This window comes from Leucobacter fengyongliangi (genome assembly GCF_052386045.1).
On the sequence record NZ_CM126356.1, the window covers coordinates 1,952,987 to 1,977,329 of the forward strand.

Here is a 24,343-nt window from a genome sequence, read left to right on the forward strand (position 1 = left end):
TTGACGGTCAGCCGAAGAGCGAGATCGGTTTCACCAGATCGGCGTAGATGAGCAGGATGCTCATGGCGCCGAGCACAATGACGACGGCCAACGTGACGGGGGCCATCTTTGCGGTGTCAACCGGGCCCGGGTCGGGCCTGCGGAACAGCTTCGCCAGACCGCGCTTCGCGCCCTCATACAATGCGCCAGCGACGTGGCCACCATCGAGGGGCATGAGCGGTACCAGGTTGAACACGAACAGGGCAACGTTCAGTGAGCCCAGCAGGCCAAGCATCGTCTGCGCCCGCGCGGCGACCGGGGCCTCGTCCATGCTCACGACCTCGCCCGCGAGCCTGCCGACACCCACGACGCTGATCGGGCCGTTCGGGTCGCGCTCCTCCGCGCCAAATGCCGCGTTCCACACATCGACCATGCGCTGAGGCAGGCCGATGATGATTTGGGCGACGCTCGCGATGTTCTCGCCGACGAAGACGGGCACCTCAGTAACCGGTTGCCGCACCATCTCGGCCGTGGGCGTGACCCCGACCATACCAACGGTCTCTACTACGGGGTCGCCATTCGGGCCCTCGACGATTTGACCGTTCTCATCGGTCGCCCAACGCTCATTGGGCGCGGGGGTCAGTGTCACCGTCTGTTCGGCTCCGGCCCGTTCAACGGTCACGCGGAGCGCCTGCCCGGGGGCCTGGCTGACGATGTCGCGAAACTGCTCCCAGGTGGTGATTTCGGCACCATCGATAGCGACGACCTGATCGCCGGGCGTGAGGCCAGCAGCCGCGGCGGGAGCCGCGGGATCCGCCGCCGTGCACTCGACCGCGCTGCTCGACGCCGGAATGAGGCACTGGCTCACCGCGCCCAGGGTCGTCGTGTTCTGCGCAACCCCAAACCCCATGAGCACGATGCCGAAAAACACGAACGCCAGCACAAGGTTCATGAGGGGCCCGCCGAGCATGATGACGATCTTCTTCCACACGGCAAGCCGGTAGAACGTGCGGTGATCTTCGCCCTCGGCGATGCTTTCGGCACTCGCGTCGCGCCCGTCTTGCACCATGGTGTCGAAGAACCCGGTGCTCGAGGCGCGCGCGCCGCCGCCCGGTTTCTCGGGCGGGTACATGCCCGTCATAGCGACGTAGCCGCCGAGCGGGATCGCCTTCACACCGTATTCGGTCTCGCCGCGGCGCCGCGACCACAGGGTCTTCCCGAAGCCGATCATGTACTGCGTGACTTTGACGCCGAAGAGCTTCGCGGGTACCAGGTGCCCGATTTCGTGCAGGCCGATCGACACGGCGAGCCCGATCACGATGATGAGGATGCCCAGGAGATACAGCAGCACGTCTTGCACCCGATCAGGCTAGCGCGCGGAGCTTGGTGAGCGCTGCGGGCTACAGCTCCGCGTCGTTCGCGGCGGCGTACTCCTCAGCCGAGAGCAGCGGGCCTTCGTCGCTGACCGCGACGCGGAACAGCCATCCCTCCCCGTAGGGGTCAGAGTTGATCAGCGCGGGATCGGCGGCCGCCGCCTCATTGATCTGCACCACCTCTCCCGACACGGGAGCGAACAGCTCGGAGACCGACTTGGTCGACTCGATCTCGCCGCAGACCTGGCCCGCGGTCAGCTGTGCGCCCACCTCGGGTAGCTCCACGTAGACGACCTCGCCGAGCGCGTCGGCAGCGACGGCGCTGATCCCGACCGTCACTGGGCTGTCGTCGTTGATCCACTCGTGCTCTGCCGAGTACCGCAGGCCTGGCTGAACTGTGCTCATGTCATTCTTCTTTCGTTGCTGGGCTGAAAATGTGGTTGAAAGACGTGGGTAGGAACGATGGTGGATCGCGCGCCTATGCGTGCCGACGGTAAAACGGCAGTGACACGACTTCGAATGGTTCGAGCTTGCCACGCAGGTCGACGTTCACGGAAGTGCCGATCTCGGCAAACTCGGGCTCGACGTAGGCGAGCGCGATTGGGGTGCCGAGGGTGGGGCTCGGCTGTCCACTGGTGATGCGGCCGATCGCGGGATCAGCGGCATCACCCGGGTACACCAGGTACCCGCCGCGGCCCGCGCGGCGACCGAGGCCGCGTAGGCCCACAAGCGCGAGCCCGGCTCCCTGCACCTGCACCCGCTCAAGCGCCTCGCGCCCGACGAATGCCTCCGGCTTCGCGAACGACACCACCGTGCCCAGGCCGGCTTCGACTGGGGTGACCTCCCGGCTCAGCTCGTTGCCGTAGAGGGGCATCCCGGCCTCGAGACGCAGCGAATCGCGCGCGGCGAGCCCCGCCGGAATCAACCCGTGCGGCTCCCCCGCGGTGAGCAGCGCGACCCACATCTCAGCCGCGCGCTCGTTCGGCACGTACAGCTCGAAGCCGTCTTCGCCGGTGTAGCCGGTGCGCGCGACGAGCACCGGGATGCCACCGATTTCCGCCTCGGTGCAGGCGTAGTAGCGCAGCGCCAGCACGCGTTCCGCAGTCTCTATGGAGTCAGCGCTGCCAGCTCCCACAGCAGGAGCATCTACAGCACGAGCGCCAGACTGTGTGCCCGAACCAGCAACATCACCAGTAACCGCACCCGCCAAAATCAGCTCACGCACGATCTGCGCCGACGCCGGCCCCTGCACCGCAATCAGGGAGGTGCTCGCCGACGCGTCGGTCACGCTGACGTCGAAGCCCGCCGCCCGCTCGAGAAAGGCCTCGAACACTACCGGGGCGTTGCCGGCGTTGGGCACCACGAGGAACCGCTCGTCGCCGAGGCGGTACGTGATGAGGTCGTCGATGATGCCGCCGCGCTCGTCGCAGATCAGCGAGTACTTGGCCCGACCCACCGCCACCTTCCCGAGGTCACCCACGAGCGCGGTGTTCAGAAACCCGACGGCATCCGGCCCCTCGACCCAGATCTCGCCCATATGCGAGAGGTCAAAGAGCCCCGCGGCCTCGCGCACGGCACGGTGCTCGGCGAGCTCCGAGCCGTACTTCAGCGGCATGTCCCAGCCACCGAAGTCGGTGAAGGTCGCGCCGAGCTTCACGTGCTCGGCGCGAAGCGGGGTGTGCTGCGCCTCGATCATCGGGTCGCCTTTCGTTCATCGCGATCCACTGTCAGGTGGATCGCGCGGTGTCAGATTTCGAAGGCCTCGGGGGCGGGGCACGCGCAGACGAGGTTGCGGTCGCCGAACGCGCCGTCGATGCGACCGACGGGCGGGAAGTACTTGTCTTGCCGGAGGCGATCCACCGGGAACGCGGCCTGCTCGCGCGTGTACGGGCGCGTCCACTCGTCACTCACCACCGCGGCGGCCGTGTGCGGGGCGTTCCGCAGCGGCGACTCCGCGAGTGGGATCTCCCCCGCGATCACCGCGTCGATCTCGCCGCGTATGGCGATCATGGCCTCGATGAAGCGCTCGATCTCGACGAGATCTTCAGATTCGGTCGGCTCGACCATCAGCGTGCCCGCGACGGGGAACGCCAGGGTGGGTGCGTGGAACCCGAAGTCGATGAGACGCTTCGCGACGTCTTCGGCGGTCACGCCCGACTTCGCGGTGAGCTCGCGCAGGTCGAGGATGCACTCGTGCGCGACGAGCCCCTGATTTCCCGTGAACAGCACCGGAAAGGAGTCGGCAAGGCGCGAAGCGATGTAGTTCGCCGACAGCAGTGCCGCCTGGGTGGCGAGCGTCAGCCCGTCGCCGCCCATCATGGCGATGTACGCGTACGAAATCGGCAGCACCCCGGCCGAGCCGAAGAGGGTGGCCACCACGGGCACGCCGCCGTCTGCGGTCGCGAAATCGCCGGTCGGGTCTCCCGGCAGGTACGGCAGCAGGTGTTCGGCCACCGCAACTGGGCCGACGCCCGGCCCGCCGCCGCCGTGCGGAATCGCGAACGTCTTGTGCAGGTTCAGGTGCGACACGTCACCGCCGAACTTGCCGGGCTGCGCGAGACCCACGAGCGCGTTCATGTTCGCGCCGTCGATGTAGACCTGCCCACCCGCGGCGTGCACCTTGTCGCACACCTCGCGCACGTCGGCGTCGTATACGCCATAGGTCGAGGGGTAGGTGAGCATGATCGCCGAGAGCTGCTCACCGTGCGCAGCGAGCTTCGCATCGAGATCCACCATGTCGATGTGACCGTCTTCGGTGTTCTTGACCACGACGACGCGCATGCCCGCGAGCACCGCGGATGCCGCGTTCGTGCCGTGCGCGGAGGCGGGAATCAGGCAGATATCGCGCGCCGCGTCGCCGTTCGCGAGGTGGTAGCGGCGAATCGCGAGCAGACCCGCATACTCGCCCTGCGAGCCAGCGTTCGGCTGCAGCGAGATGCCCGCGTACCCGGTGATCTCGATGAGCCGCGCTTCGAGATCGGCGATGAGATCGCGCCAGCCCACGCTCTGCTCCGCGGGCACATACGGGTGGATCCCGGCGAACTCCGGCCACGAAATCGATTCCATCTCGGCGGTCGAGTTGAGCTTCATCGTGCACGAGCCCAGCGGAATCATGGTGCGATCGAGCGCCAGATCTCGGTCGGCGAGGCGGCGCAGGTAGCGCAGCATCTGCGTCTCGCTGCGCACCGAGTGGAAGATCGGATGCGTGAGATAGTCACTCGTGCGCGCAAGCGAGGGTGCGAAGCCGAGATCTCCGGGGTGGATCACGGTCGCCTCCGCGACCGTCGCGCCAAATGCTCGTGCAACCGCCGCGATGGTTTCGGCGGTCGTAGTCTCGTCGGCCGAAACCCCGACGCTGTCTGCGTCGATGCGACGCAGGTTGATGCCCGCGTCGGCCGCCGCCGTCACGACGGCATCCGCGCGGCCGGGCACCCTGGCGACGACCGTGTCGAAGAAGGAATCGCTCGCGAGTTCGATGCCGGAGGCCACGAGCGCCGCGGCCAGGGTGCGGGCGTGCGCGTGGGTGCGTTGCGCGATCGCACGCAGCCCCTGCGGCCCGTGGTAGACCGCGTACATCGACGCGGTGATCGCGAGCAGCGCCTGCGCGGTGCAGATGTTGCTGGTGGCCTTCTCACGGCGGATGTGCTGCTCACGCGTCTGCAGCGCGAGCCGGTACGCGGAGGCTCCCGCGGCATCCTTCGAGACCCCCACGAGGCGACCCGGCAGCGTGCGCTCGAGGCCCTGCCGCACCGCGAGGTAGGCCGCGTGCGGCCCGCCGAAGAAGAGCGGCACCCCGAAGCGCTGGGTGTTCCCGACCGCGACATCGGCACCCTGCTCGCCCGGCGGCACGATGAGGGTCAGCGCCAGGAGGTCGGCCACCACGGTGACCATCGCGCCGCGCGCTTTGGCCTCGGCGATGAGGGCCGCGTGATCCACCACCGCGCCGTCGTTACCCGGCTGCTGCAGCACGATGCCCGAAATCGCGCCCTCTGGCAGCCCCTGGGTGAGGTCGGCAACGATGACCTCGAAGCCCAGCGCCTCGGCGCGCCCGCGCACCACCGCGATGGTCTGCGGGAACAGATTGGCATCGAGCACGGTCACCGCATCGGCGGTGGCCTTGCCCGCCCGACGCATGAGCAGCACGGCCTCTGCCGTCGCCGAGGATTCATCGAGCATCGACGAGTTCGCGATCGGCAGCCCCGTCAGGTCGGCCACCATGGTCTGGAAGTTCAGCAGCGCCTCGAGCCGGCCCTGCGAGATCTCGGGCTGGTAGGGCGTGTATGCCGTGTACCAGGCCGGGCTCTCGAGTACGTTGCGCAGGATCACCGGCGGCGTGTGCGTGTCGTAGAAGCCCTGGCCGATCATCTGGGTCTTCACCACATTGCGGCTCGCGAAGTCCCGAAGGTCCGCCAGGATTTCCTGCTCGCTGCGGGCGGGCGGCAGATCGAGCGGCTCGTGCGAGCGGATGCTCTCCGGCACCGCGGTGTCGACGAGCGCGTCGAGACTCGGGTAGCCCAGCTCCGCCAGCATGGCGGCCCGGTCTGCGGGGTGGGCGATGCCGATGTGTCGGTCTGCGAAGGTGGCGGCGTGTGCGCGTGTGCTCAAGGGGTTCTCCGGATCGGGCGGGGCCCTCGGGCCTCGCGACTGTGATCCTCCCCGCTCTGTAGGGAACCTGAGAGATTCGGGTGCCTGTGGGCTCCCTTGCACCGTCGGTGAGCGGGCGCGTGCCCGCTGCTTTCCAGAGTTGCCTATTCGTCGCGGTACATGGGCCTGAGAGATTCCCGGGGAGGGATTGCTCCTACGGCGCCGGCCTGGGCCGGGCTCTCCCGCGACGGGTGAGCGGCGTGTTGAGTTGTGTCTGCGCTGGCAATTCTACCCCGGAATCACGCTTGCTTTCCCCAAGTTGATGCATACACGCCCCTCGAGCATCAATTTCGGGAAAGTCGGACTGTGAGCGGAGTGGATCAGGCCGCGCGGGCCGCGATCACGCGTTGCGCCCGTTCGCGCGCCCATCGTTCGGCCTCAGCCAGCGCCTCGAGAGTCAGCACCTCGGGTGCGGTGTGCGCGTGCAACACCTCTTGTACCGTGTCGACGATGTCGGTGAACCCGATGCGCCCCTCGTGGAACGCGTCGACCGCCTCTTCGTTCGCAGCGTTGTACACGGCAGGGAAGGTCTTGCGGGCCCGCCCCACCTCCTTCGCGAGCTCAACCGCGGGGAAGGCCACGGTGTCGAGCGGCTCGAAGTCCCACGATGTCGCGCGCGTCCAGTCGATGGGGGCGCCGACGCCGGCGATGCGCTTCGGCCAGTCGAGCCCGAGCGAAATCGGCAGCCGCATGTCTGGCGGCGACGCCTGCGCGATGGTCGAACCGTCGTGAAACTCGACCATCGAGTGCACGATCGACTGCGGGTGCACGACCACGTCGATGGCACCGTATGAGATTCCAAACAACAGGTGCGCCTCGATCACCTCGAGGCCCTTGTTGATGAGGGTCGCCGAGTTCGTCGTGACCACCCGACCCATATTCCAGGTGGGGTGCGCGAGGGCCTCGGCGGGGGTGACGTCACGCAACTGGTCGCGGGTGCGCCCGCGAAACGGGCCGCCCGAGGCCGTGAGCACGAGTCGACGCACCTCGGAGGCCTCGCCCGAGCGAAGGGCCTGGGCAATGGCCGAGTGCTCGGAGTCGACCGGCACGATCTGACCGGGCGCGGCGAGCCCGGTCACCAGGTCGCCGCCCACGATCAGCGACTCCTTGTTTGCAAGCGCCAGGGTACGGCCGGCCTCAAGCGCTGCGATGGTCGGACCGAGCCCGATCGACCCGGTGATGCCATTCAGCACCACGTCTGCGGGAACCTCGCGCACGAGGGTCGCCGCCTCTTCCGCCCCCATCGCGGTGTGCTCGACGTGAAACTCGTCGGCCTGCTCGCGCACTCGCTCGTGCTGGGTGCCTGCAGCGAGACCCACCACCTGGAACCTGCCGGGGTTCGCGCGGATCACATCGAGCGCCTGCTCGCCGATCGAACCTGTGGACCCCAAAATGACGACGCGTCTCATGTCCCCCATTCTGCCCGACTCAGGCGCCGGAGACGGAAGTGGGGCGCGCAGCCTCGGCTGCGCGCCCCACGATCCACTGGGAAGTATCTGGACTAGCCAGCGTGCGCGGTACCCAGGATGTCGAGCACGAAGACCATCACGTCTTCGGCCTCGTAGCCCTGCGAGACGAGCCAGTCGCTGCCGTAGCCGCCATCGTTCGCCGGCACCACCGCGATAACCTGCGAGCCGACGGTCTGGCCCTCGAGTGCGACCTTGAAGCCCTCGATCACCTCAGTCGTGAGGAAGCTCGTGGCCTCGCCCCGGCTCCAGCTCGAGTCGAACTCTTCGCCCGTGCGCCAGATGACGCCGCGGTAGTTCACGTAGACGCGGTCACCCGGCTGCACCTTCTCGCCGGTGCCCGTAATCAGGGTCGCGACCGACAACTCGGTCGGAGGCACCACACCCTCGGGCATCGTGATGATCGGCGAGCCATCGGCATCGACCGTGACCGTCGGGAAGCCCGCGGGCGCGTCTTTCGCCTTGCCGTCGGGACCCTCGAGCAGATCGCCGGGCTCCAGGGTTCCTGGCGGGGTCGGCGCTTTTTCCATCAGATCGAGCACCAGCACGATGGTGCCGCCGGCCTCCATGCCGAAGCTTGCCTCGTTGCCCTCGCCCACGATGTCAACCACGGGCGACACCGCGACCACGCGATCGCCGATCGACGAGCAGGTCAGCGAGTCGGCGACCCACGGGGCCATGGTCTCGGCGGAATTCTGCATCTGCGCGGATTCTGTCGAAATCACTTCACCGGTGTCGCCGTTGATCGCCGTGAGGTTCGTGACGACGAGTTCGTCAGCCTCGACCTTCTCACCGTCGCCTTGTTCGAGCACGGAACGCTCGAACTCGGTCGCCTGAATCGGCGTCTCCGAGGTGAGCGTGACATCTTCGCCAAATTTCCCCTCGACGGTGATGGCCTTGCTGACGCTTCCCTCGGGGGCGCAGTTCACGTCGGTGCCGGCGGTGCAGCCGGTTACAAGCAGGGTGCCCACGAGAGTCGCGGGCAGGATGGCGGCGGCCAAGGCACGGGAGCGCTTCACAAATTCCTCATTCACTGTAGGGTCGCGGATGCCACCCGGATGGTCATCTTGATTCTGTCGCACGCAGGTTACGGGTGTCTGAGGGTGAGCCGTGAGGAGCGCGTCCGGCACGCCGGCGTGTCACCCGGCGTCGAGGATATCGACGACGTAGACCATCACATCTGTGGCCTGGTAGCCCATGAGCTCGAGATCTTCGGCCGAGTACCCGGTGCCCGGCGGCACGATGATGACCACCTGCGAGCCGACGGTCTGACCGACGAGGCCCTTCCGGAACCCGGGGATCACCTCGTCCAGGGGGAACGATACGGGCGCGCCGCCATAGCTCTGCTCGAAGACCTCCCCGGTGCGAGCGATGAGTCCCTGAGAGTGCACGAGCACCGTCTGACCATCCTCCACCTGGGTTCCGCTGCCAACGATCGAGGGGGCAACCGCGAATTCCGCGAGACCTGAAACCCCTGCGGGTATGGTTACCGTCGGTGCCCCGTCCTCGGAGAGCGTAACAAGCGGGAAGCCGGCAGGGAGTTCCTGAGCGGAACCGACCGCCCGCCCCTCTCCCGCGGACAGCACGGCCCGAAGGTCGACGACGACGATCATGGTGTCTTCGTCGGCAATTCCCGCCGGCGTGCCTCCGCCCTCTCCCAGCATGTCGATGGCCGGTACCGTGCTCGCGATACGGTCGCCCCCGCTCGCGCACCTCATCGTGTCGAAGTACCAGGGCGCGAGGCCCTCACTATCCAGCACGTGCCGAGTGGCCTCTTGCGCATACGGCTCGCCGGTGCTGCCCACGAAGATATTGAGGTGCCCGACGAAGGTATCGCCCTCGGCGATCTCGTCGCCCTCGCCGGTGTCGAGTACCGTCCGCTGGAATCCATCTGCCGCGATCGGTACCTGAGTCTCGAGATTCAGATCTCCGCCGAAGTCACCCGTGACCCTGATCGAGTCGCTCGCGCTTCCCGGGGCCGCGCACCCGCCGGGAAGCGCGAGCGACGCGGAGGGTGCGGACGCGCAGCCCGCGAGCAGGGGAAGGGCGAGCAGAGCAGCGGGGAACAGCGCGAGCGCGCGCATGGCGACGGGGGTCCTCTTCACCGGTGTGTCCTCTTCAAGAATTCGGGGCACCAGACGGGGCGCCCCTGTCATTCTGACCTGCGAGAGGTGCCCGAATCGCGGCTCAGTCGCCGATACCCCAAACTGTCATCTTTCGTTTGCCGAAGCGTCACCCGCCCGAGCGACGGCCTCGCCAGCGACGCGGCGCACGGCCTTTCCCGCCTGGAGCGCGACGACGAGCAGCAGCACCAGCGTCACCAGATCGCAGGCGATGTAGACGTAGTGCCAGAGCGACTGCCCGGGGTCCGCCCCCGCAAGCACCAGGTCGGTGCGAGCGTTGAGCGGCGGGCGAACGATGGCCACCTTGAAGAGAAACACGAGGGCCAGCGCGAGCCACCACCGCACCCGGCCACGAGAGACGCGCGCCACCCGTGGCCAGAATGTCACGATCGTGAGCATCACCAGCAGCACCGCCTCGGTGATGTTCAGCGCGGCAAAGACGAGCCTGCCGATGCCCAGGCCGAGTGGAATCGTGATGCCCTCGGCCTGAAACTTCAGCGGCGCCTCGATGAACGAGATCGCGATGATCAGGCCGATCCACAGTACCGGCAGCGCGTGCCGCCACATCTCGAGCCGCAGCTTCGTCTCCATGGTCTCGCTCCTTCTCACCGGCGTGGGGGCAAGCTCGCGGGTTCGGCTTGCTTCGTCACATCGTGTGCTGTGGATCTCGCCGCGAGCGCCGCGGCGTAGAGTTCGCGCGCGGAAAGGCCCGTGGCCTCCGCGACCTCTCGCGTGGCATCCTTCAACCGGTCGCCAGCGGCCACCCGCACCTGCACCTCGGCGAGTGCGTTCTCGGGCGAGGGAGCGGCCTCGGGCGCACCGGCCACCACGAGCACGATCTCGCCGCGAACTCCCGCCGATGCCCACTCGGCCAGTTCGCCGAGGCCGCCGCGGCGCACCTCCTCGTACAGCTTCGTGAGTTCGCGGCACACGGCTGCCGGGCGTTCGGGGCCAAACGCTTCTGCCGCGGCCGCGAGGGTCTCGGCGATGCGACTGGGCGCCTCAAAAAACACGAGGGTGCGACGCTCGGCGGCGAGCGCCAGCAGCGCGCGCGACCGGTCGCCCGCCTTGCGCGGCAGGAAGCCTTCGAATGCGAACCGATCGGTCGGCAGCCCGGAGACTGCGAGCGCGGTGATGACCGCACTCGGGCCCGGGATCGCGCTCACCTGCACACCTCGCTCTGCGGCGAGCTGTACGACCCGAAACCCTGGGTCGGAGACGGTGGGCATGCCCGCATCGCTCACGAGGAGCACCTCTTCGGTGGCCGCGCGATCCACCAGTGATGCCGCGCGATCGCGCTCGTTGTGGTCGTGCAGCGCGATGAGCTCGGGCCGGGCGTCAATGCCGAGCAGACGCAGCAGCTGGGCGGTGTGCCGGGTGTCCTCCGCGGCGATCACGTCCGCCGAGGCGAGGGCCTCCCGCAGCCGGGTCGACGCGTCGCCGAGATTTCCGATGGGTGTCGCGGCGAGCCAGAGCATGCTCCCATGCTACGCCCGCGGCGTCCTGCCAGAATGAGAGGCATGAGCGACCCGCAGCCCCCGATTCAGCCCGAGCAGCCACAGCAACCGCAGGCGACCCCGCAATCCCCTGCGCCGCAGTGGGTCCCGGTGCCACCGCCGAACCCGTACGCGCAGGCGGGCGGCGGACGTCCGGGTAAGGGCCTAGGCATCGCATCGATGGCGGTCGGGCTCGTCGCACTCCTCACCGCGATGACTGCCGCAGCGTATTTTGCGCCCGCCGCACTCATCGGCGGTTTCCTCGGTCTCATCGCGCTGGTGCTTGGCATCATCGCGCTGGTGAAGAAGCAGCGGCCCATCGGCACGTGGATCACGGGCCTCGCGGCTGGTGCTCTGGCGATGCTGCTGGGTCTGGTGATCGGCGCGCTCGGTGTCGGCGCGATGGCGCTGCAGGCGTTCAGCGCCTCGCCGGGCGTTGCGGAGGATTCGCAAGGCCAGGGCCCCGAGTCGAGCCCAGGGGAGGCTGAGACGCAGCCCTCGCTCATCGAATGGCCCGCAAACATGGCGACCGGCGGCATCATCTTCGGCGAATTTCTGGAACCGGTGGCGTCGGCCCCGCTCGAGCCGGGCGAGGCACCCGCCGCCAGCGAGGTGGATCGCGGCAGCGGGGTGCTCGATATTCGGTTGTATGTCGACTACCGCTGCCCATACTGCGGCATCTTCGAGCAGACGAACGGCCCGATGCTGTCTGAACTCGTGCACGGCGGGGCCGCGACCCTCGAGTTGGTGCCGTTGACGTTTCTCGACAAGCTGTCCGAGGGCAGCTACTACTCGTCTCGGGCCTCGGCGGCCGTCGCCTGCGTGGTCGACGGTCAGCCCGAATCTGCGTGGGCGGCACATTCCACTCTGCTGGCACCCGAGGTGCAGCCCGCCGAGGGCGGCCCGGGACACACCAACGAAGGGCTCTTCGCGATCCTCGACGGCAGTACCGGTGGGCTGAACTCGTCGGTCGAAGACTGCATCAGGACGGAACGTTTCGTGCCGTTTTCGCAGGCGCTCACCAGCTGGGTGTTTTCCACCCCGGTGCCACACGCGGAGGACCCGGAGCTACAGGTCACTGCGACGCCCTTCGTCGTCGTGAACGGCATCCCCTACGCGGGCAACCCAGACGACGCGGAGGCGTTCACCGAGTTCCTCTCGGAGATCGCAGGCTATTGATCCAGCTCGCCTCCCGCACCGGGGCCGCCTACTTCCCCCTCACCATCATCGCGCGCGTGCCCTTCGCGATGATGGTGGTAGGGGTACTCACCCTGGTTGTCGCGGCGCGAGGCTCCGTTGAGCTCGGCGGCATCACCTCCGCGATGGTCGGGCTCGGTGTCGCGTGTTTCGGCCCGCTGCTCGGTTCGGCCGCCGACCGGTTCGGGCAGCGTCCGGTCCTGCTGCTCACCGCGGCGTGCAACAGCGTCGCACTGGGCGCGCTCGCCTGGGTGGCGTTCAGCTCGGTTCCCGTCTGGGTCATGCTGCTTGTTTCGTTCCTGGCGGGCGCGTCGGCCCCCCAGACCTCGCCGATGTCGCGTTCCCGACTCGTCACCATCATTCAGGCCGAGGTCCCCGCCTCGCACAAGCCACGCGCTATCAACTCGGTGCTCGCATTTGAGTCGGCCGCCGACGAAGTGGTCTTCGTGTTTGGCCCCGTCATCGTGGGGCTGCTCGCCACCGCCTTCGATGCGTGGGTGCCCATCGCGGCGGCCGCGATCCTCACCCTGGTGTTTGTGACCGCGTTTGCCGGTCACCGCACCAGCGTGCCCGCAAAGTCGGCTGTCGAACGCGCGGCCACGCTGGGCCCGATCGCGCAGTTGCGCAGGCCCTCCCTCCTGGTCACCATCGCGGGAATCTTCTCGCTGGGGCTCTTTTTCGGCGCAATGTTGACCTCGCTCACCGCCTTCCTCCAAGACCGGGGCGCGGCCGAGCAGGCTGGCCTGCTGTATGGGGTGATGGGAGTGGGATCCGCGGTGCTTGCGATTGCGGCGGCTTGGTTCTCGCCGAAGTTCACCCTGCGGTATCGCTGGCTGGTCTTCGGCGCGGTTCTCGCGATCGGTACCGTGATCTTGCAGACCGTGAGTGACGTGCCCGGAATGCTGCTGAGCCTCGCCGTGATGGGTCTCGGGATCGGGCCACTGCTCGTCACGCTCTACGGTTTCGGGGCCGCGCGCACCCCCGTGGGGCGCTCAGCCACGGTGATGACGATGCTCGGTTCAGGGGTCATCGTGGGGCAGTCGCTGGCGTCGGCCCTCACAGGAATCATCGCCGGGCAGTTCGGCACCGGGGCTGCGCTCACGCTCCCCCTCGCCGCCGCCGTGCTCGTGCTCGTGGCGGGCATTGCAAACTTCGCGATCACTCCCGCCGGCCGCCTGGTGCGCTTCACCGGTCCGGTGCAGATTCCGTAGGTGCCGGAAGGCTGTTGGTGGGGACAGCCGCCCGCGCTCGGCTTCGCTGTGGGCGCAACCTGATGGGGACCCACCTCCAGGCAAGGTGGGAGAATGGGAGCATGCAGCCCTCACTTACTCCCGCCGAAGTGGATCGGCTGCGCGCAGCGTTCCCGTACTTCGCTACCCCTCCACTGGTGGGAGGCCAGCCCGTCGCCTACCTCGATTCGGGCGCAACCTCGCAACGCCCCACCGCGGTGCTGGATGCCGAGCGGCACTTCCTTGAGACGGCAAACGCCCCGGTGCACCGCGGCACCTACCAGGCCGTCGGCACCGCCACCGAGTACTTTGAGGGTGCCCGCGCGAAGGTTGCGGCTTTTGTGGGGGCTCACACCCCCGAGCAGATCGTGTGGGCTGAGAACGCGACCGATGCACTGAACATTGTGACCCTCGGAATCGGCGAGGCGAACGCCGGCCTGGGCGTCGCTGGCTCGGAACGCTTCCTGCTCGGCCCGGGCGATGAGATCCTCGTCACCGAGGCAGAGCACCACGCGAACCTCATCCCGTGGCAGCGACTCGCGGTGAAGACCGGCGCGACGTTTCGCTACATACCTGTGAACGAAACTGGCACGTGGTCGATCGATGCCGCGCGCGCGGCACTCAATTCCCGCACGCGCATATTCGCTTTCGCACACGTATCGAATGTCACCGGCTACGTCGCTCCAGTGGCAGACCTCGTCCAGTTGGCGCGGGCGGTCGGCGCGATCACGGTGCTGGACGCCTGCCAGTCAGTGCCGCATATCCCCGTCAATTTGGCCGAACTCGGTGTCGACTTTGCCGCGTTTTCCGGCCACAAGATGCTCGGCCCCAATGGCATCGGCGTGCTCTACGGCACCCCCGAGATGCTCGCGGCCCTTCCCCCGGCCCGAACCGGTGGATCGATCATCACCAAAGTCACCATGGAGGGTGCCGAGTTCATGCCGCCGCCGCTGAGATTTGAGGCTGGCACCCAGCCCGTGTCTCAGGTGGTGGGCCTTGGTGCCGCCGTCGACTTTCTGCAGCAGGCAGACATGCGCCGATCCGCTGCACACGAACATGAGCTCGTTGAGCGCCTGGTTGCCGGTATTCTTGAGCTGCCCGGCGTACGCCTGCTCGGCCCGCAGGGCATGACTGATCGCGTCGCCCTCGCCGCAGTATCGATCGAGGGGTTGCACGCCCACGACGTGGGCCAGTTCCTCGATGAGCAGGGCGTGCTCGTACGCGTCGGCCATCACTGCGCGCAGCCACTTCATCGCGCACTCGGCCTGGCGTCGAGCACTCGCGCGAGCGTGCACCTAACCACCACAGAGGATGAGGTTGACCGGTTCCTCGACGCGATCCGCGGCGCGCAGCGGTACTTCGGCCTGGAGGCATCGGCATGAGTGCGCTCGACGGACTGTATCAAGAACTCATTCTGGACCATTCGAAGCGCCCGATCGGCAAGGGCGAGCTTGAGGCCCCGCTGGGCGCCCTGACCGCCGCCCACCACGAGTTCAACCCGAGTTGTGGCGACGAACTCACGCTGAGCATCGCTGTCGACCCGGCAACAGGGAAGATCGAGAAACTCGCCTGGGACGGAGCGGGGTGCAGCATCTCGATGGCCTCGGTGTCGATTCTGGCTCAGTTGCTGCGCGACGAAAGCCTCACGATGGCCGAGGCGCAGACACGCGTCGATGCCTTTCGCGAGATGATCCAATCTCGCGGAGAGATCGAGCCCGACGAGGATCTGCTGGGCGACGCGATTGCACTGCAGGGGGTCTCCAAGTTCGTCATGCGCGTGAAGTGCGCCATGCTCGGTTGGGTCGCGCTGGAGGCCGACATGCGCCAAATCGAAGCCGCCGGGTAGCTCTCCGGCCACGGCCGGGCGCGCACGTGAGGGTCGTGTGCGCGCCAATGGGCGCTCACACTCCGTGGCACCCTGACATTTTCCTGGTGAGAGCCCAACCCTGGGGATAGCCGTTCGTGCCTCGCCGATCTCGGCGAGCATCGGAGTATGACACTCACGACACCACCCGAGATCTCCCCCACCAGCGACCTCACGGTACTGCGCTGCTCCGGCACCGCAGATTTCCTCGCGGCGCTGCCATTCCTCACCGGTTTCACCGCGCACAACAGCCTGTTTCTGGTGCTCTTTGAGGGCCGTCGGGCTGGCCGCGCCATTCGCATCGACCTGCCGCTCAGCGATAGCCCGAGCGACACTGGCCTCCTCCTTGATGCCATCTGCTCGCTGATGCGAGAGACCGGTGCCGGATTCGACGGGCCCGCCCTCGTGATCAGCTGCGAACGCACATTCGCTGAGTCGGGCGATGCTCCGTGGCGCCGATTCGCGAAGCGGCTCGAGCGACGGTTCGTGCGGGAGGGCTGGTGGCTGCGCGAGCTCGCCTGCATCGCCCCCGACGGTTGGGCGGCGTACCGCGACCCGTCGACGCCCCGTCGCGGGCGCCCGCTCAGCGAGATCAGGGCGAGTCCGATCACGAAGGAGGGGGAGGCGCTCGGCGGCCCGCACGGGCCCCTCGACACGATCGGCGAGCTGCCCCAGCCAGACCCCGCTCTCGCCTCGGAGGTCGCGGGCGAGCTGGCTCGCGCGGGTGCCCACGATGAGCTCGACTGGGTGCGCCGCACGATGGAGTGCGCGCGCGTCATCCTGCAGGAGCAGGACACTCAGGCGGATCCAGCGGCGTTGGCTCAGTTCATCGGGCACGCCCAGCGCCCCGCGCCTTGGCTGCTTCTCGCATTCTCGGCAATCACTCGCCCAGAGTTCGTGCTCGAGCTCGCGGCGACGGTCGGGGCCGAGCGATTTGAGAAGTTCACCGTCGATTTCGTGCCTGCAGCATCCGAGACGGGCCGACGGGGCTGGTCAATTCGTGGGTTGCTCGCCTCGACCGCAGAGGAAGCACCCGACCAGCAGAAGCTGCGCCAAGCTATCGCTGCGGTCTCGCACTGCACCGCACACGCTCCAGTGGATCAGCGGCCCGCGCTCCTCGCGCTCCTCGCCTGGGCCTGGTGGATGCTCGGCCTGCAAACGGTCGCGGAGCGCCACGTCATTCACGCGCTCGACATAGATCCGGGCAACGAGCTCGCTTCGATGGTGCAGCGACTCAATCGATCGGTTCCTGCGTGGCATCTGAACGGTGGCGCGGCTCGCTAACGAGCCGGCAGCTCCCCGCGTCGCATTCCAGCGGCGGCCAGAACCTCCTGCGCGAGCACCCGCACGAGTCGCTCGAGCAACGCCTCACCGTTGTCACCAATGAACGGCGCGGGGAGGGTGAAACGAATCGCGGTCTGTGCGATTTCGGGCGTGTATCCCATCGCAAGAAGCGTGGGCGAGGGCTCGTCCTTTCCGGCCGCGCAGGCTGAGCCGGACGACGCGGCGATCCCTGCCGCGTCCAGTGCGACGAGCAGCGATTCTCCGCTGACCCCGCGCACCACGAACGACGCGTGGCCCGGCAGCCGCTCGCTGGGATGCCCGGTCAGATCCGCTCCCGGCACCTCCGCGAGCACCCGCGCGATCAGCGCATCACGGCTGATCGTCAGCGCGAGCGCACGCGTTCCCACCTCCCGAACGGTGGCGGTCACCGCGGCCGCGAAGCCCGCAATTGCGGCCACGTTCTCGGTGCCCGAGCGCGCGCCGCCCTCCTGCCCGCCGCCGTGCAGCACGGGTTCCAGCGCGAGGTGGCGGCGCACGAGCAGCGCACCGGCGCCCTGGGGACCTCCGAACTTGTGTGCGGCGACGGTCATCGCATCGACCTTCAAGCCAGGCCACCCGCCCGCAGCAAACGACACCGGCAGGGTCGCCGCGGCCTGGACCACGTCGGTGTGCATGATCGCGCCCCGGCTTCGCACCGACTCACCGATTTCCACGACCGGCTGTACCGTGCCGATCTCGCCGTTGGCGAGCCCCACACTCACGAGCGTGGTGTCGTCGCGCAGCATGGAAGCGACGTCGGCAGGATCCACCACGCCATCCGCGCCAACCGGCACCAGGCTCAGCTCAAAGCCGTGCACACGTTCGAGAAAGCGGCAACTCTCGATGACCGAGGGGTGTTCAATCGGGGTCGTGACCAGGTGGCGACCCCGGGGGTTCGCGAGGGCCAGCCCGATGATCGCGAGGTTATTGGCCTCCGTGCCTCCCGAGGTGAAAATCACCTCCGCGGGCCTCGCGCCCAGTGCGCTTGCGATCCGCTCGCGGCACCCTTCCACGATCTCTCGCGCCCGAAACCCCGACTGGTGCACGCTTGAGGGATTCGCCTGCTCGCCAGCGAGCACCGCGATCATCGCGTCACGCGCCTCCGCCCGCATTGGCGCGGTGGCTGCGGCATCGAGGTATCCCGATGTTCCGCCTGCGTCACTCATCAGGAGATCGCATCAAGGCCGAGGTCGAGTGCCGTCGCCCCGTGGGTGAGCTTACCGACCGCAATCACGTCGACCCCGGTGCGGGCGATGGCACCGACGGATTCGAGCGTCACGCCCCCGCTCGCCTCGCAAATCGCACCCCCCGCGACGATCCGCACACCCTCGACGAGCTCGTCGACCGAGAAATTGTCGAGAAGCACGCCCGTCACCCCCGCGGCAAGTACGGGTTCGAGCTGCTCGATGCGATCCACCTCGACGATGATCGAAACGGTATGCCCGGCCCGCTCGCGCAGGCCCCGCAACGCCGCAGTGATGGCCGCCCCGTCCATCGCGCCGAGCGCCGCCAGATGGTTGTCTTTCACCATGATGGCGTCTGAGAGCCCGAACCGATGGTTCGATCCGCCACCCGCGCGCACCGCGTGCTTCTCCAACGCACGCAGCCCGGGTGTGGTCTTTCTCGTGTCCGCGATGCGCGCGCGCGTCCCCGCCACCTCGGCGACAAACTGCGACGTCAGGGTCGCGATGCCGCTCATGCGCTGGCTGAAGTTCAGGGCAACCCGCTCGGCGGTCAGGATTCCCCGCGCCGGACCCGAGATTCGAGCGAGCGCCTCCCCCGCACCGAAGACGTGCCCCTCAGCGACCAACTCGTTGACCGATATCTCGGTATCAACCTGCCGGAACGCCTCAACGACGAGAGGCCCACCGGCAAAGACCCCGGGCTCTCGCGCCGCGAGCACCACGTCGAGCTGCGCCTCTTGTGGGATTGTCAGTTCGACGGTCAGGTCACCCCATGGCGCATCTTCGGCGAGCGCCCGACGCACCGAGTCGGAAACAATTTGCGGGGTCAACATGCGGCGAGGCTCCTCAATGGTGTGGCGAATTGCGCACGGTGGTCGTCCCCCGCGCTTCGGTGCGGTGTGGATCGCGCCACCCACCCCTGGCGAACTGCCTGTGCGGGGTCGGTGGCGGGGTGATCCGCACGCTGATGCGCGCCGCGCGATTCGGTGCGGGCCGCCGCAGACTGGGCGATCATGGTTGCCAGTTGCGCGGCGTGCCCGGGTAACGAGGCACAGTCGCGACGCACCGCGTCAATCCCGGTCGCGTCCCGTTCGATTCCGAGCCCCGCGGCGACCGCGGCCGAGACCGCTGACAGCTCCGAAACGGCTGCGATCTGTGAGTTCGGGCCGCTCGCATCTGCCCCGGTCGGAGCCAGATCCCGCGATGGGTCGCCTGTGGTGCCCGGGAGCCCCGCGAAGACAGACGCACCCGCAGAAAGCTCGGCGAGCATGCCCGTGCCGTTTGCCCAGGATCCCGCACCTGACCCCCCCGCGCCGAGGTATTCGGCCGCCGCGCGCCCCGCGCGAGCGCCGAAGACGAGACCCTCAAGCAGGGAGTTTGAGGCGAGGCGATTCGCCCCGTGCACCCCGGTGGAAGCGACCTCCCCCGCGGCAAACAGGCCTGGCACTGTGGTCCGGGCTTCGAGATCGGTCGCGACCCCACCCATCGTGTAGTGAGCCGCCGGGGCCACGGGCACCGGTTCGCGGGTCCAATCGAACCCCTGCGCGCGGGTTGCCGCGGTGATACTGGGAAAGCGGCGCGCGAGGGTGCCGCTCCCGCCCGCCACTTCGATTCCGGTCGCGTCGAGCCACACGGCGTCTTCCCCCCGTTGACGCAGCACGCGGTGCATGGTGCGGGCCACCACGTCGCGCGGGGCCAACTCCGCGGCGGCATGCACTGCGGTCATGAACCGTTCACCGCTGCCGTCGCGCAGCACTGCACCCGCGCCCCGCACCGCCTCCGAGATCAGGAACCCGGTGCCCGCGAGCACGGTGGGGTGGAACTGGACGAACTCCAGGTCGGCAACGACGGCTCCCGCGTGCGCGGCTTGCACGATGCCCTCGCCGCGCGCCCCCGCGTGGTTGCTCGTACGCGGGTAGAGCGCCGCGTATCCTCCGGTCGCGAGCACCACGGCGCCCGCACGAACGGTCACCAGGTGCCCGGCCGCATCGCGCAGCACTGCGCCGTTCACCGCACCCGAGTCGGTAAGGAGCGAATCCAGAGAGGTGCGCTCGGTCAGCCGGATCAGGCCCCGCCGAACGAATTCCAGCGCCTCTCGCGCGAGGAAGGCGTGTAGCGCAGCCCCCGTGCGATCCTCGCCGGCGTGCACGATCCGGGCGCGTCGGTGCGCGGCTTCGAGCCCCAGCGACAGCCGACCGCTCGCGTCTCGATCGGCGGGGAAGCCGCCCGCGAGCATTGCACGCATCGCTTCGGCCCCCTCTGCGGTGAGCACGTGGGCGGCGCGCGGATCCACCAGGCCAGCGCCGGCGGCGACCGTGTCAGCGGCGTGATCTGCAGCCGTATCGTCATCTCCGACGGCCGCGGCAATGCCACCCTGCGCCATCGCGGTGTTGCCTCCAGCGAGCGCGGCGAGGCCTGCATCCGCGGAAGGCCGCAATACCCCGGGGGTCACCAGCGTGGCTTCGCCCCCGGCCCGGGCCGCCGCAATCGCACAGCTCAGCCCCGCGACGCCCGCTCCGACGATAAGCATCATGGCCGGGCCGCAAGCATCCGCTCGAGTGCGACCCGCGAATCCGCGGCGACCTCCTCGGCGACCCGAATCTGGTTGGGCACGTCGCCCGCAACCAGCGATTCGAGGGTCCACGCGAGATAGGCGGGGTGGATCCGGTACATCGTGGAGCACGGGCAGACGACCGGGTCCAGGCAGAAGATGGTGAGTTCAGGATGCTGTTGCTGCAGTCGGTTCACCAGATTGATCTCGGTGCCGACGGCGAACACCGAGCCCGGTGCGGCCGATTCGATCTCGCGCCGAATGTACTCGGTCGAGCCGCTGCCGTCGGCCGCCTCCACGACCGCGGCCGGGCACTCGGGGTGCACGATCACGCGCACGCCCGGGAAGTCAGCCCGCGCCTGCTCAATCTGGTTCACCGTGAAACGCTTGTGCACCGAGCAGAAACCGTTCCACAGGATCACCCTCGCATCGCGAAGCTCCTCGGCAGTGTTGCCACCGAGCGCAAGGTGAGGTCGCCACAGCGGCATTTCTGCCTCGGTGATGCCCATCGCCTTCGCCGTGTTGCGCCCGAGATGCTGATCGGGGAAGAACACGACGCGCTGACCGCGCGCGAAAGCCCACTCCAGCACGGTTCGCGCGTTCGACGAGGTGCACACGATGCCACCGTTGCGGCCGCAAAAAGCCTTGATCGCGGCCGAAGAATTCATGTACGTCACAGGGATCACCGGCGCAAGTCCGTCTTCGCGCACCTCGGATCCCAGCACCGACATCATCTGGTCCCAGCAGCTCTCGACCTGATCAATGGTGGCCATGTCGGCCATCGAGCAGCCGGCTGCGAGGTTCGGAAGCACCACGGCCTGATCTGGGCCCGAGAGAATATCGGCGGTCTCTGCCATGAAGTGCACGCCACAAAACACGAATGCGTTCGCCTCGGGATGGTCTTTTGCGGCCCGCGCCAGCATGAACGAGTCGCCAACAAAATCTGCGTACTTGACGATCTCATCACGCTGGTAGAAGTGGCCGAGAATCTGCACGCGTTCCCCGAGCTGCGACTTCGCATCGCGGATCCACTGGTCGAGCTCGGCATCACTCGCCTGGGTGTATCTGGCGGGCAGCGGGCCCTGTCTCGGCGCGTCCCCGGGAACCGGGTCGGCGGTCGATGCCCCGGGGCCATACCCTGGCGCGCGGTCAATCGCCCAGGGGTCACGGACTAGATCGGTGTCGCAGCTCGAGAGCCCCGTCGACTGCAACGCAATGGGGCGCCGGTGCGCGGGCGCGAGAACGGGTACGGGCACGGCACACTCAGCCTGCGCCGCTTCGGTCTCTGCCGCCTGGCGAATGAGTTCGGCAACGCTGGTCATGCGGATTTCCTTTGTTCGGAGGTGAATGCGAGCGGCCCTGCCCCGGCACCGGGAGCCTCAGGATCACTGCGGAAGCGGTAGAGGCGCGCGGGCCGATGCCCGGTGCCGGTAGTGGTGTCGCCGGTGTCGATAAGGTTGCCCTGCGCGAGGGCTTGCCGGCGAAAATTCGCCGGGTCAACCGGTTCGCCCAGAATTGCCTCGTGCACCACGCGCAACTGCGCAAGCGTGAAGGTCGGCCCCAGGAAACGGTGCGCGACCGCTGAGTACTCGGTCTTACTGCGCAGGCGCCACAGCGCGGTGGCGACGATATCGGCGTGATCAAAGGCGAGCTCGGGTAACCGGTCGGCCGAGAACCAGGCGACGTTTCGGTCGGCATCCAGCGAATCCGCAGTCGCCACCATGGCCTGGGCTGCGGGTTCCTGCAGCCGCTCGGCGCTCGTTTGCGGTAACGGTGGCGGCTGCGGGTCATCCCAGCGGCGGGTGGATCCGTGCCCCGGCTTCGCCGCGGCACGCTCCGGGAGGCTGGGCACCTGGGCAAGTTCCCGCTCACCGTACAACGCCCAGTACGCAATGGTCACCAGCCGCTGCGCCTGCGCAGATCGTTCAATCGCACCAAAGGAGTACAGCTGCTCCAGGTACCCCGGGGCCCGGTGCACGGCGGCGTGCAGGGTACGCAGCGCAGTGTCGACGAGGGCCTCATCCCACGGGATCGGACCGCCCGGAAGCGCCCAGATACCCTCAAACGGCGGGCGCGTTCTCCGCACGAGCGGGATCCAGAGCGTCACCGCCGTATCCACAGGCTCGCGGGAATCCCTCCGCGCCTCAGCGGGCGGACTCAGCGCGAAGGCCACGCTCGAGACCGCAACGGCCGGAGGCAGGAAGCGGCGCTCATTCGCACTCGCACGTGAAAATTCCACGTCCACTCCTGTGTCTCTCGGCTCTGATCACCGGCGATGATCTGCACGCAGGCACCGCAAGTCTCGACTTATGGTCAATTTGACTATAAGTAAGCCTACGCCGTTTTTTGCGGATGTCAAAAACCCCTGCCGCTCCCCCTCAGCGCATCCCAAGGCAAGTTCACGGAAACTGGGCAGTGACATGAGGGCATTCATGGGCTACAGTTGTGTGCATCGTGAAATCGCGTATCTGTCGCGAACTTGCGCCAAGCTCCACGTCGGCGCCGTCGCCGTGGCACCCGGGTCAGAAAATCGGCCCACAAATGAAATAAGGAAATACAGCATGGCCACTGGCACTGTGAAATGGTTCAACTCCGAAAAGGGCTTCGGCTTCATCGCTCCCGATGACGGGTCCGCCGACGTGTTCGCGCACTTCAGCGCGATCTCCGGCAACGGCCGCCGCGATCTCTTCGAAGAGCAGCGCGTCGAATTCGACACCGAGCAGGGCCAAAAGGGTCTGCAGGCAACCAACATCCGCGCGCTCTAAATCGCACGCTTTGTAACACCGCGAACGCCCGATCCACTCAGTGGATCGGGCGTTCGCCATGTGTGCGGTCAGTGATGAATTCGCACCCAGACTTTCAGCGTCTGATTCGGGCCCGGCTCAGACGCTCTGGAACACAAACGCCCCGATCCACCAGCCGAGCGCAGCCGCAACCGTTGCCGCGAGCAACTGACCAAATCCAGTCACCAGCGCAGCTTTCCACTGGCCGCGCTGGAGCAGCGTGACCGTCTCGAAGCTGGCCGTGCTCAAAGTGGTGAATCCGCCCAAGAACCCGATGCCCAGCGCCCAGGTCCACGCTTCGGGAAGCGCGCCTCTGATGGCAAAGCCCGCCACAATACCAATGGCGAGTGAACCCCCAACGTTAACCACGAGCGTGCCCCACGGCAGCCGCGGGCTACGCGCGGACCGGACCGCGCGAGACATCATGGACGCGTCAAGCACGAAGCGGCAGACCGCACCTACTCCGCCCAGTAATGCGGTGATCGTCACCAGCCAGAACGGGTCAGGCATTCGATGCCCCCTCGGAAATATCGGGATCAGTGGCAGGGTCGCTCGGTCCGCGACGAGCTGCGCCAATGGAGATCCCCAACCAGGTTGCTGCGGCACTCACGATCACTGTGCCGAGACCGTACAGTGATGCACCCAGCACATCGCCCGCGTGGATCAGTGCGAGGATGCCCTCACTGAGTGCGCTGTACGTCGTGAACGCACCGAGTGCTCCGGTTCCCAGGAGGAGTCGAAGCTTCAGCCAGCCTCCCACTGAAAGCCCCCGGCTGATGAGCGCCTGGAGAAGCACGCCCAGAAGGAAGGCTCCCAGCACATTGATACCCATTACGACCCAGGGGAAACCGTGAGTGTCCGGGAACCAGTGGAGGATCAGCGCGCGGGCTCCAGTGCCTGCAGCGCCCCCCAGGAACACCCACAGCAGACTGCTCGGTCGCAGGGTTATGGGCATGGTGTGAGTATATATTCTCTCCGACTTTTTAGAGGTTACTGACAAGCTGAGCGATGATTTGCTGTGCGTAGCGCAGCGAGAACGCAAAGCGATTTCCCAGCTGGGTCGCATGCCCAACAATCAGAGCCACGTCTGCGTCCGCAGGGCGTGCGCTCCCAATGGAGGGGGCACACGCG

Annotated in this window: 22 protein-coding genes and 1 riboswitch; of the genes, 6 read left to right on the forward strand and 16 right to left on the reverse strand. The window is 67.5% G+C overall.

Annotated features, from left to right (window positions below; genetic code table 11):
• Nucleotides 1–7 precede the first annotated feature (7 nt).
• From ACTNFK_RS09290 to rsmI, 9 genes are all read right to left on the reverse strand, one after another.
• The gene (locus tag ACTNFK_RS09290) at nt 8–1,339 is read right to left on the reverse strand and encodes a M50 family metallopeptidase (protein ID WP_433646871.1); all 1,332 of its coding nucleotides are present in this window, start codon (nt 1,337–1,339) and stop codon (nt 8–10) included.
• A gap of 40 nt (nt 1,340–1,379) precedes the next feature.
• A complete protein-coding gene (gene gcvH / locus ACTNFK_RS09295) occupies nt 1,380–1,757 on the reverse strand; it encodes a glycine cleavage system protein GcvH (protein WP_433646870.1) in 378 nt (125 codons plus the stop codon).
• 73 nt (nt 1,758–1,830) lie between these two features.
• The gene (locus tag ACTNFK_RS09300; protein WP_435936877.1) at nt 1,831–3,048 is read right to left on the reverse strand and encodes a glycine cleavage system aminomethyltransferase GcvT; all 1,218 of its coding nucleotides are present in this window, start codon (nt 3,046–3,048) and stop codon (nt 1,831–1,833) included.
• 50 nt (nt 3,049–3,098) lie between these two features.
• Nucleotides 3,099–5,957, reverse strand: a complete 2,859-nt coding sequence (gene gcvP / locus ACTNFK_RS09305; RefSeq protein ID WP_435936876.1) for an aminomethyl-transferring glycine dehydrogenase — start codon at nt 5,955–5,957, stop codon at nt 3,099–3,101.
• 143 nt (nt 5,958–6,100) lie between these two features.
• Nucleotides 6,101–6,191: riboswitch (glycine riboswitch) on the reverse strand.
• A 125-nt stretch (nt 6,192–6,316) separates the two neighbouring features.
• Nucleotides 6,317–7,405, reverse strand: a complete 1,089-nt coding sequence (gene dxr / locus ACTNFK_RS09310; protein WP_435936875.1) for a 1-deoxy-D-xylulose-5-phosphate reductoisomerase — start codon at nt 7,403–7,405, stop codon at nt 6,317–6,319.
• A gap of 92 nt (nt 7,406–7,497) precedes the next feature.
• A complete protein-coding gene (locus ACTNFK_RS09315; RefSeq protein WP_435936874.1) occupies nt 7,498–8,496 on the reverse strand; it encodes an FKBP-type peptidyl-prolyl cis-trans isomerase in 999 nt (332 codons plus the stop codon).
• Between the two features lie 105 nt (nt 8,497–8,601).
• Complete coding sequence (locus ACTNFK_RS09320) at nt 8,602–9,567, reverse strand: FKBP-type peptidyl-prolyl cis-trans isomerase (RefSeq protein WP_435936873.1); 966 nt, start codon at nt 9,565–9,567, stop codon at nt 8,602–8,604.
• A gap of 105 nt (nt 9,568–9,672) precedes the next feature.
• Entirely contained in the window at nt 9,673–10,176 is a 504-nt protein-coding gene (locus tag ACTNFK_RS09325; protein ID WP_435936872.1) for a hypothetical protein, read from the reverse strand.
• A gap of 14 nt (nt 10,177–10,190) precedes the next feature.
• Nucleotides 10,191–11,063 (reverse strand): 16S rRNA (cytidine(1402)-2'-O)-methyltransferase, encoded by an 873-nt coding sequence (gene rsmI / locus ACTNFK_RS09330; protein ID WP_435936871.1) that lies wholly within the window; start codon nt 11,061–11,063, stop codon nt 10,191–10,193.
• A gap of 42 nt (nt 11,064–11,105) precedes the next feature.
• Between rsmI and ACTNFK_RS09335 the strand changes: the two genes are divergently transcribed.
• The 5 genes from ACTNFK_RS09335 to ACTNFK_RS09355 all read left to right on the forward strand — a co-directional run bounded on the left by ACTNFK_RS09335 (nt 11,106) and on the right by ACTNFK_RS09355 (nt 16,655).
• On the forward strand, nt 11,106–12,260 hold the full coding sequence (locus ACTNFK_RS09335) for a DsbA family protein (RefSeq protein WP_435936870.1): 1,155 nt from the start codon (nt 11,106–11,108) through the stop codon (nt 12,258–12,260).
• A complete protein-coding gene (locus tag ACTNFK_RS09340; RefSeq protein WP_435936869.1) occupies nt 12,257–13,489 on the forward strand; it encodes an MFS transporter in 1,233 nt (410 codons plus the stop codon). Before ACTNFK_RS09335 ends, ACTNFK_RS09340 begins: the two co-directional genes overlap by 4 nt.
• Nucleotides 13,490–13,590: 101 nt before the next feature.
• On the forward strand, nt 13,591–14,889 hold the full coding sequence (locus ACTNFK_RS09345; RefSeq protein WP_435936868.1) for an aminotransferase class V-fold PLP-dependent enzyme: 1,299 nt from the start codon (nt 13,591–13,593) through the stop codon (nt 14,887–14,889).
• Nucleotides 14,886–15,353, forward strand: coding sequence for a Fe-S cluster assembly sulfur transfer protein SufU (gene sufU / locus ACTNFK_RS09350; RefSeq protein WP_435936867.1), 468 nt, complete (start codon nt 14,886–14,888; stop codon nt 15,351–15,353). The genes ACTNFK_RS09345 and sufU overlap by 4 nt, the downstream gene beginning before the upstream one ends.
• Before the next feature lie 147 nt (nt 15,354–15,500).
• Nucleotides 15,501–16,655, forward strand: coding sequence for a DUF4192 family protein (locus ACTNFK_RS09355; RefSeq protein ID WP_435936866.1), 1,155 nt, complete (start codon nt 15,501–15,503; stop codon nt 16,653–16,655).
• Here the strand turns inward: ACTNFK_RS09355 and ACTNFK_RS09360 are convergent.
• From ACTNFK_RS09360 to ACTNFK_RS09380, 5 genes are read right to left on the reverse strand one after another with little or no spacing between them, the layout of a single operon-like run.
• On the reverse strand, nt 16,652–17,860 hold the full coding sequence (locus ACTNFK_RS09360; protein ID WP_435936865.1) for a cysteine desulfurase family protein: 1,209 nt from the start codon (nt 17,858–17,860) through the stop codon (nt 16,652–16,654). The two genes, ACTNFK_RS09355 and ACTNFK_RS09360, sit on opposite strands and share 4 nt — an antisense overlap.
• On the reverse strand, nt 17,860–18,711 hold the full coding sequence (gene nadC, locus ACTNFK_RS09365) for a carboxylating nicotinate-nucleotide diphosphorylase (protein WP_435936864.1): 852 nt from the start codon (nt 18,709–18,711) through the stop codon (nt 17,860–17,862). The genes ACTNFK_RS09360 and nadC overlap by 1 nt, the downstream gene beginning before the upstream one ends.
• Nucleotides 18,705–20,411 carry an L-aspartate oxidase gene (locus ACTNFK_RS09370; RefSeq protein WP_435936863.1) on the reverse strand — a complete coding sequence of 569 codons (1,707 nt, stop codon included), beginning with the start codon at nt 20,409–20,411 and terminating at the stop codon, nt 18,705–18,707. Before ACTNFK_RS09370 ends, nadC begins: the two co-directional genes overlap by 7 nt.
• Complete coding sequence (gene nadA / locus ACTNFK_RS09375; protein ID WP_435936862.1) at nt 20,408–21,751, reverse strand: quinolinate synthase NadA; 1,344 nt, start codon at nt 21,749–21,751, stop codon at nt 20,408–20,410. Before nadA ends, ACTNFK_RS09370 begins: the two co-directional genes overlap by 4 nt.
• Nucleotides 21,748–22,668: an NUDIX hydrolase gene (locus ACTNFK_RS09380; RefSeq protein WP_435936861.1), complete on the reverse strand. Its 921-nt coding sequence runs from the start codon at nt 22,666–22,668 to the stop codon at nt 21,748–21,750. Before ACTNFK_RS09380 ends, nadA begins: the two co-directional genes overlap by 4 nt.
• 322 nt (nt 22,669–22,990) lie before the next feature.
• Between ACTNFK_RS09380 and ACTNFK_RS09385 the strand changes: the two genes are divergently transcribed.
• Nucleotides 22,991–23,194, forward strand: a complete 204-nt coding sequence (locus ACTNFK_RS09385) for a cold-shock protein (RefSeq protein WP_433646853.1) — start codon at nt 22,991–22,993, stop codon at nt 23,192–23,194.
• Between the two features lie 117 nt (nt 23,195–23,311).
• Here the strand turns inward: ACTNFK_RS09385 and crcB are convergent, their stop codons facing one another.
• Both crcB and ACTNFK_RS09395 read right to left on the reverse strand, forming a co-directional pair.
• Entirely contained in the window at nt 23,312–23,722 is a 411-nt protein-coding gene (gene crcB, locus ACTNFK_RS09390) for a fluoride efflux transporter CrcB (RefSeq protein ID WP_435906702.1), read from the reverse strand.
• On the reverse strand, nt 23,715–24,167 hold the full coding sequence (locus ACTNFK_RS09395; protein WP_435936860.1) for a fluoride efflux transporter FluC: 453 nt from the start codon (nt 24,165–24,167) through the stop codon (nt 23,715–23,717). Before ACTNFK_RS09395 ends, crcB begins: the two co-directional genes overlap by 8 nt.
• Between the last annotated feature and the right edge of the window lie 176 nt (nt 24,168–24,343).

Coding starts and splice junctions, on each gene's coding strand:
- dxr (WP_435936875.1), bottom strand. CDS start 7,405: ATGAGACGCGTCGTCATTTTGGGGTCCACAGGTTCGATCGGCGAGCAG.
- crcB (WP_435906702.1), bottom strand. CDS start 23,722: ATGCCTGACCCGTTCTGGCTGGTGACGATCACCGCATTACTGGGCGGA.
- rsmI (WP_435936871.1), bottom strand. CDS start 11,063: ATGCTCTGGCTCGCCGCGACACCCATCGGAAATCTCGGCGACGCGTCG.
- ACTNFK_RS09370 (WP_435936863.1), bottom strand. CDS start 20,411: ATGATGCTTATCGTCGGAGCGGGCGTCGCGGGGCTGAGCTGTGCGATT.
- gcvH (WP_433646870.1), bottom strand. CDS start 1,757: ATGAGCACAGTTCAGCCAGGCCTGCGGTACTCGGCAGAGCACGAGTGG.
- ACTNFK_RS09385 (WP_433646853.1), top strand. CDS start 22,991: ATGGCCACTGGCACTGTGAAATGGTTCAACTCCGAAAAGGGCTTCGGC.
- ACTNFK_RS09355 (WP_435936866.1), top strand. CDS start 15,501: ATGACACTCACGACACCACCCGAGATCTCCCCCACCAGCGACCTCACG.
- ACTNFK_RS09360 (WP_435936865.1), bottom strand. CDS start 17,860: ATGAGTGACGCAGGCGGAACATCGGGATACCTCGATGCCGCAGCCACC.
- sufU (WP_435936867.1), top strand. CDS start 14,886: ATGAGTGCGCTCGACGGACTGTATCAAGAACTCATTCTGGACCATTCG.
- ACTNFK_RS09300 (WP_435936877.1), bottom strand. CDS start 3,048: ATGATCGAGGCGCAGCACACCCCGCTTCGCGCCGAGCACGTGAAGCTC.
- ACTNFK_RS09335 (WP_435936870.1), top strand. CDS start 11,106: ATGAGCGACCCGCAGCCCCCGATTCAGCCCGAGCAGCCACAGCAACCG.
- nadC (WP_435936864.1), bottom strand. CDS start 18,711: ATGTTGACCCCGCAAATTGTTTCCGACTCGGTGCGTCGGGCGCTCGCC.
- ACTNFK_RS09395 (WP_435936860.1), bottom strand. CDS start 24,167: ATGCCCATAACCCTGCGACCGAGCAGTCTGCTGTGGGTGTTCCTGGGG.
- ACTNFK_RS09325 (WP_435936872.1), bottom strand. CDS start 10,176: ATGGAGACGAAGCTGCGGCTCGAGATGTGGCGGCACGCGCTGCCGGTA.
- nadA (WP_435936862.1), bottom strand. CDS start 21,751: ATGACCAGCGTTGCCGAACTCATTCGCCAGGCGGCAGAGACCGAAGCG.
- ACTNFK_RS09345 (WP_435936868.1), top strand. CDS start 13,591: ATGCAGCCCTCACTTACTCCCGCCGAAGTGGATCGGCTGCGCGCAGCG.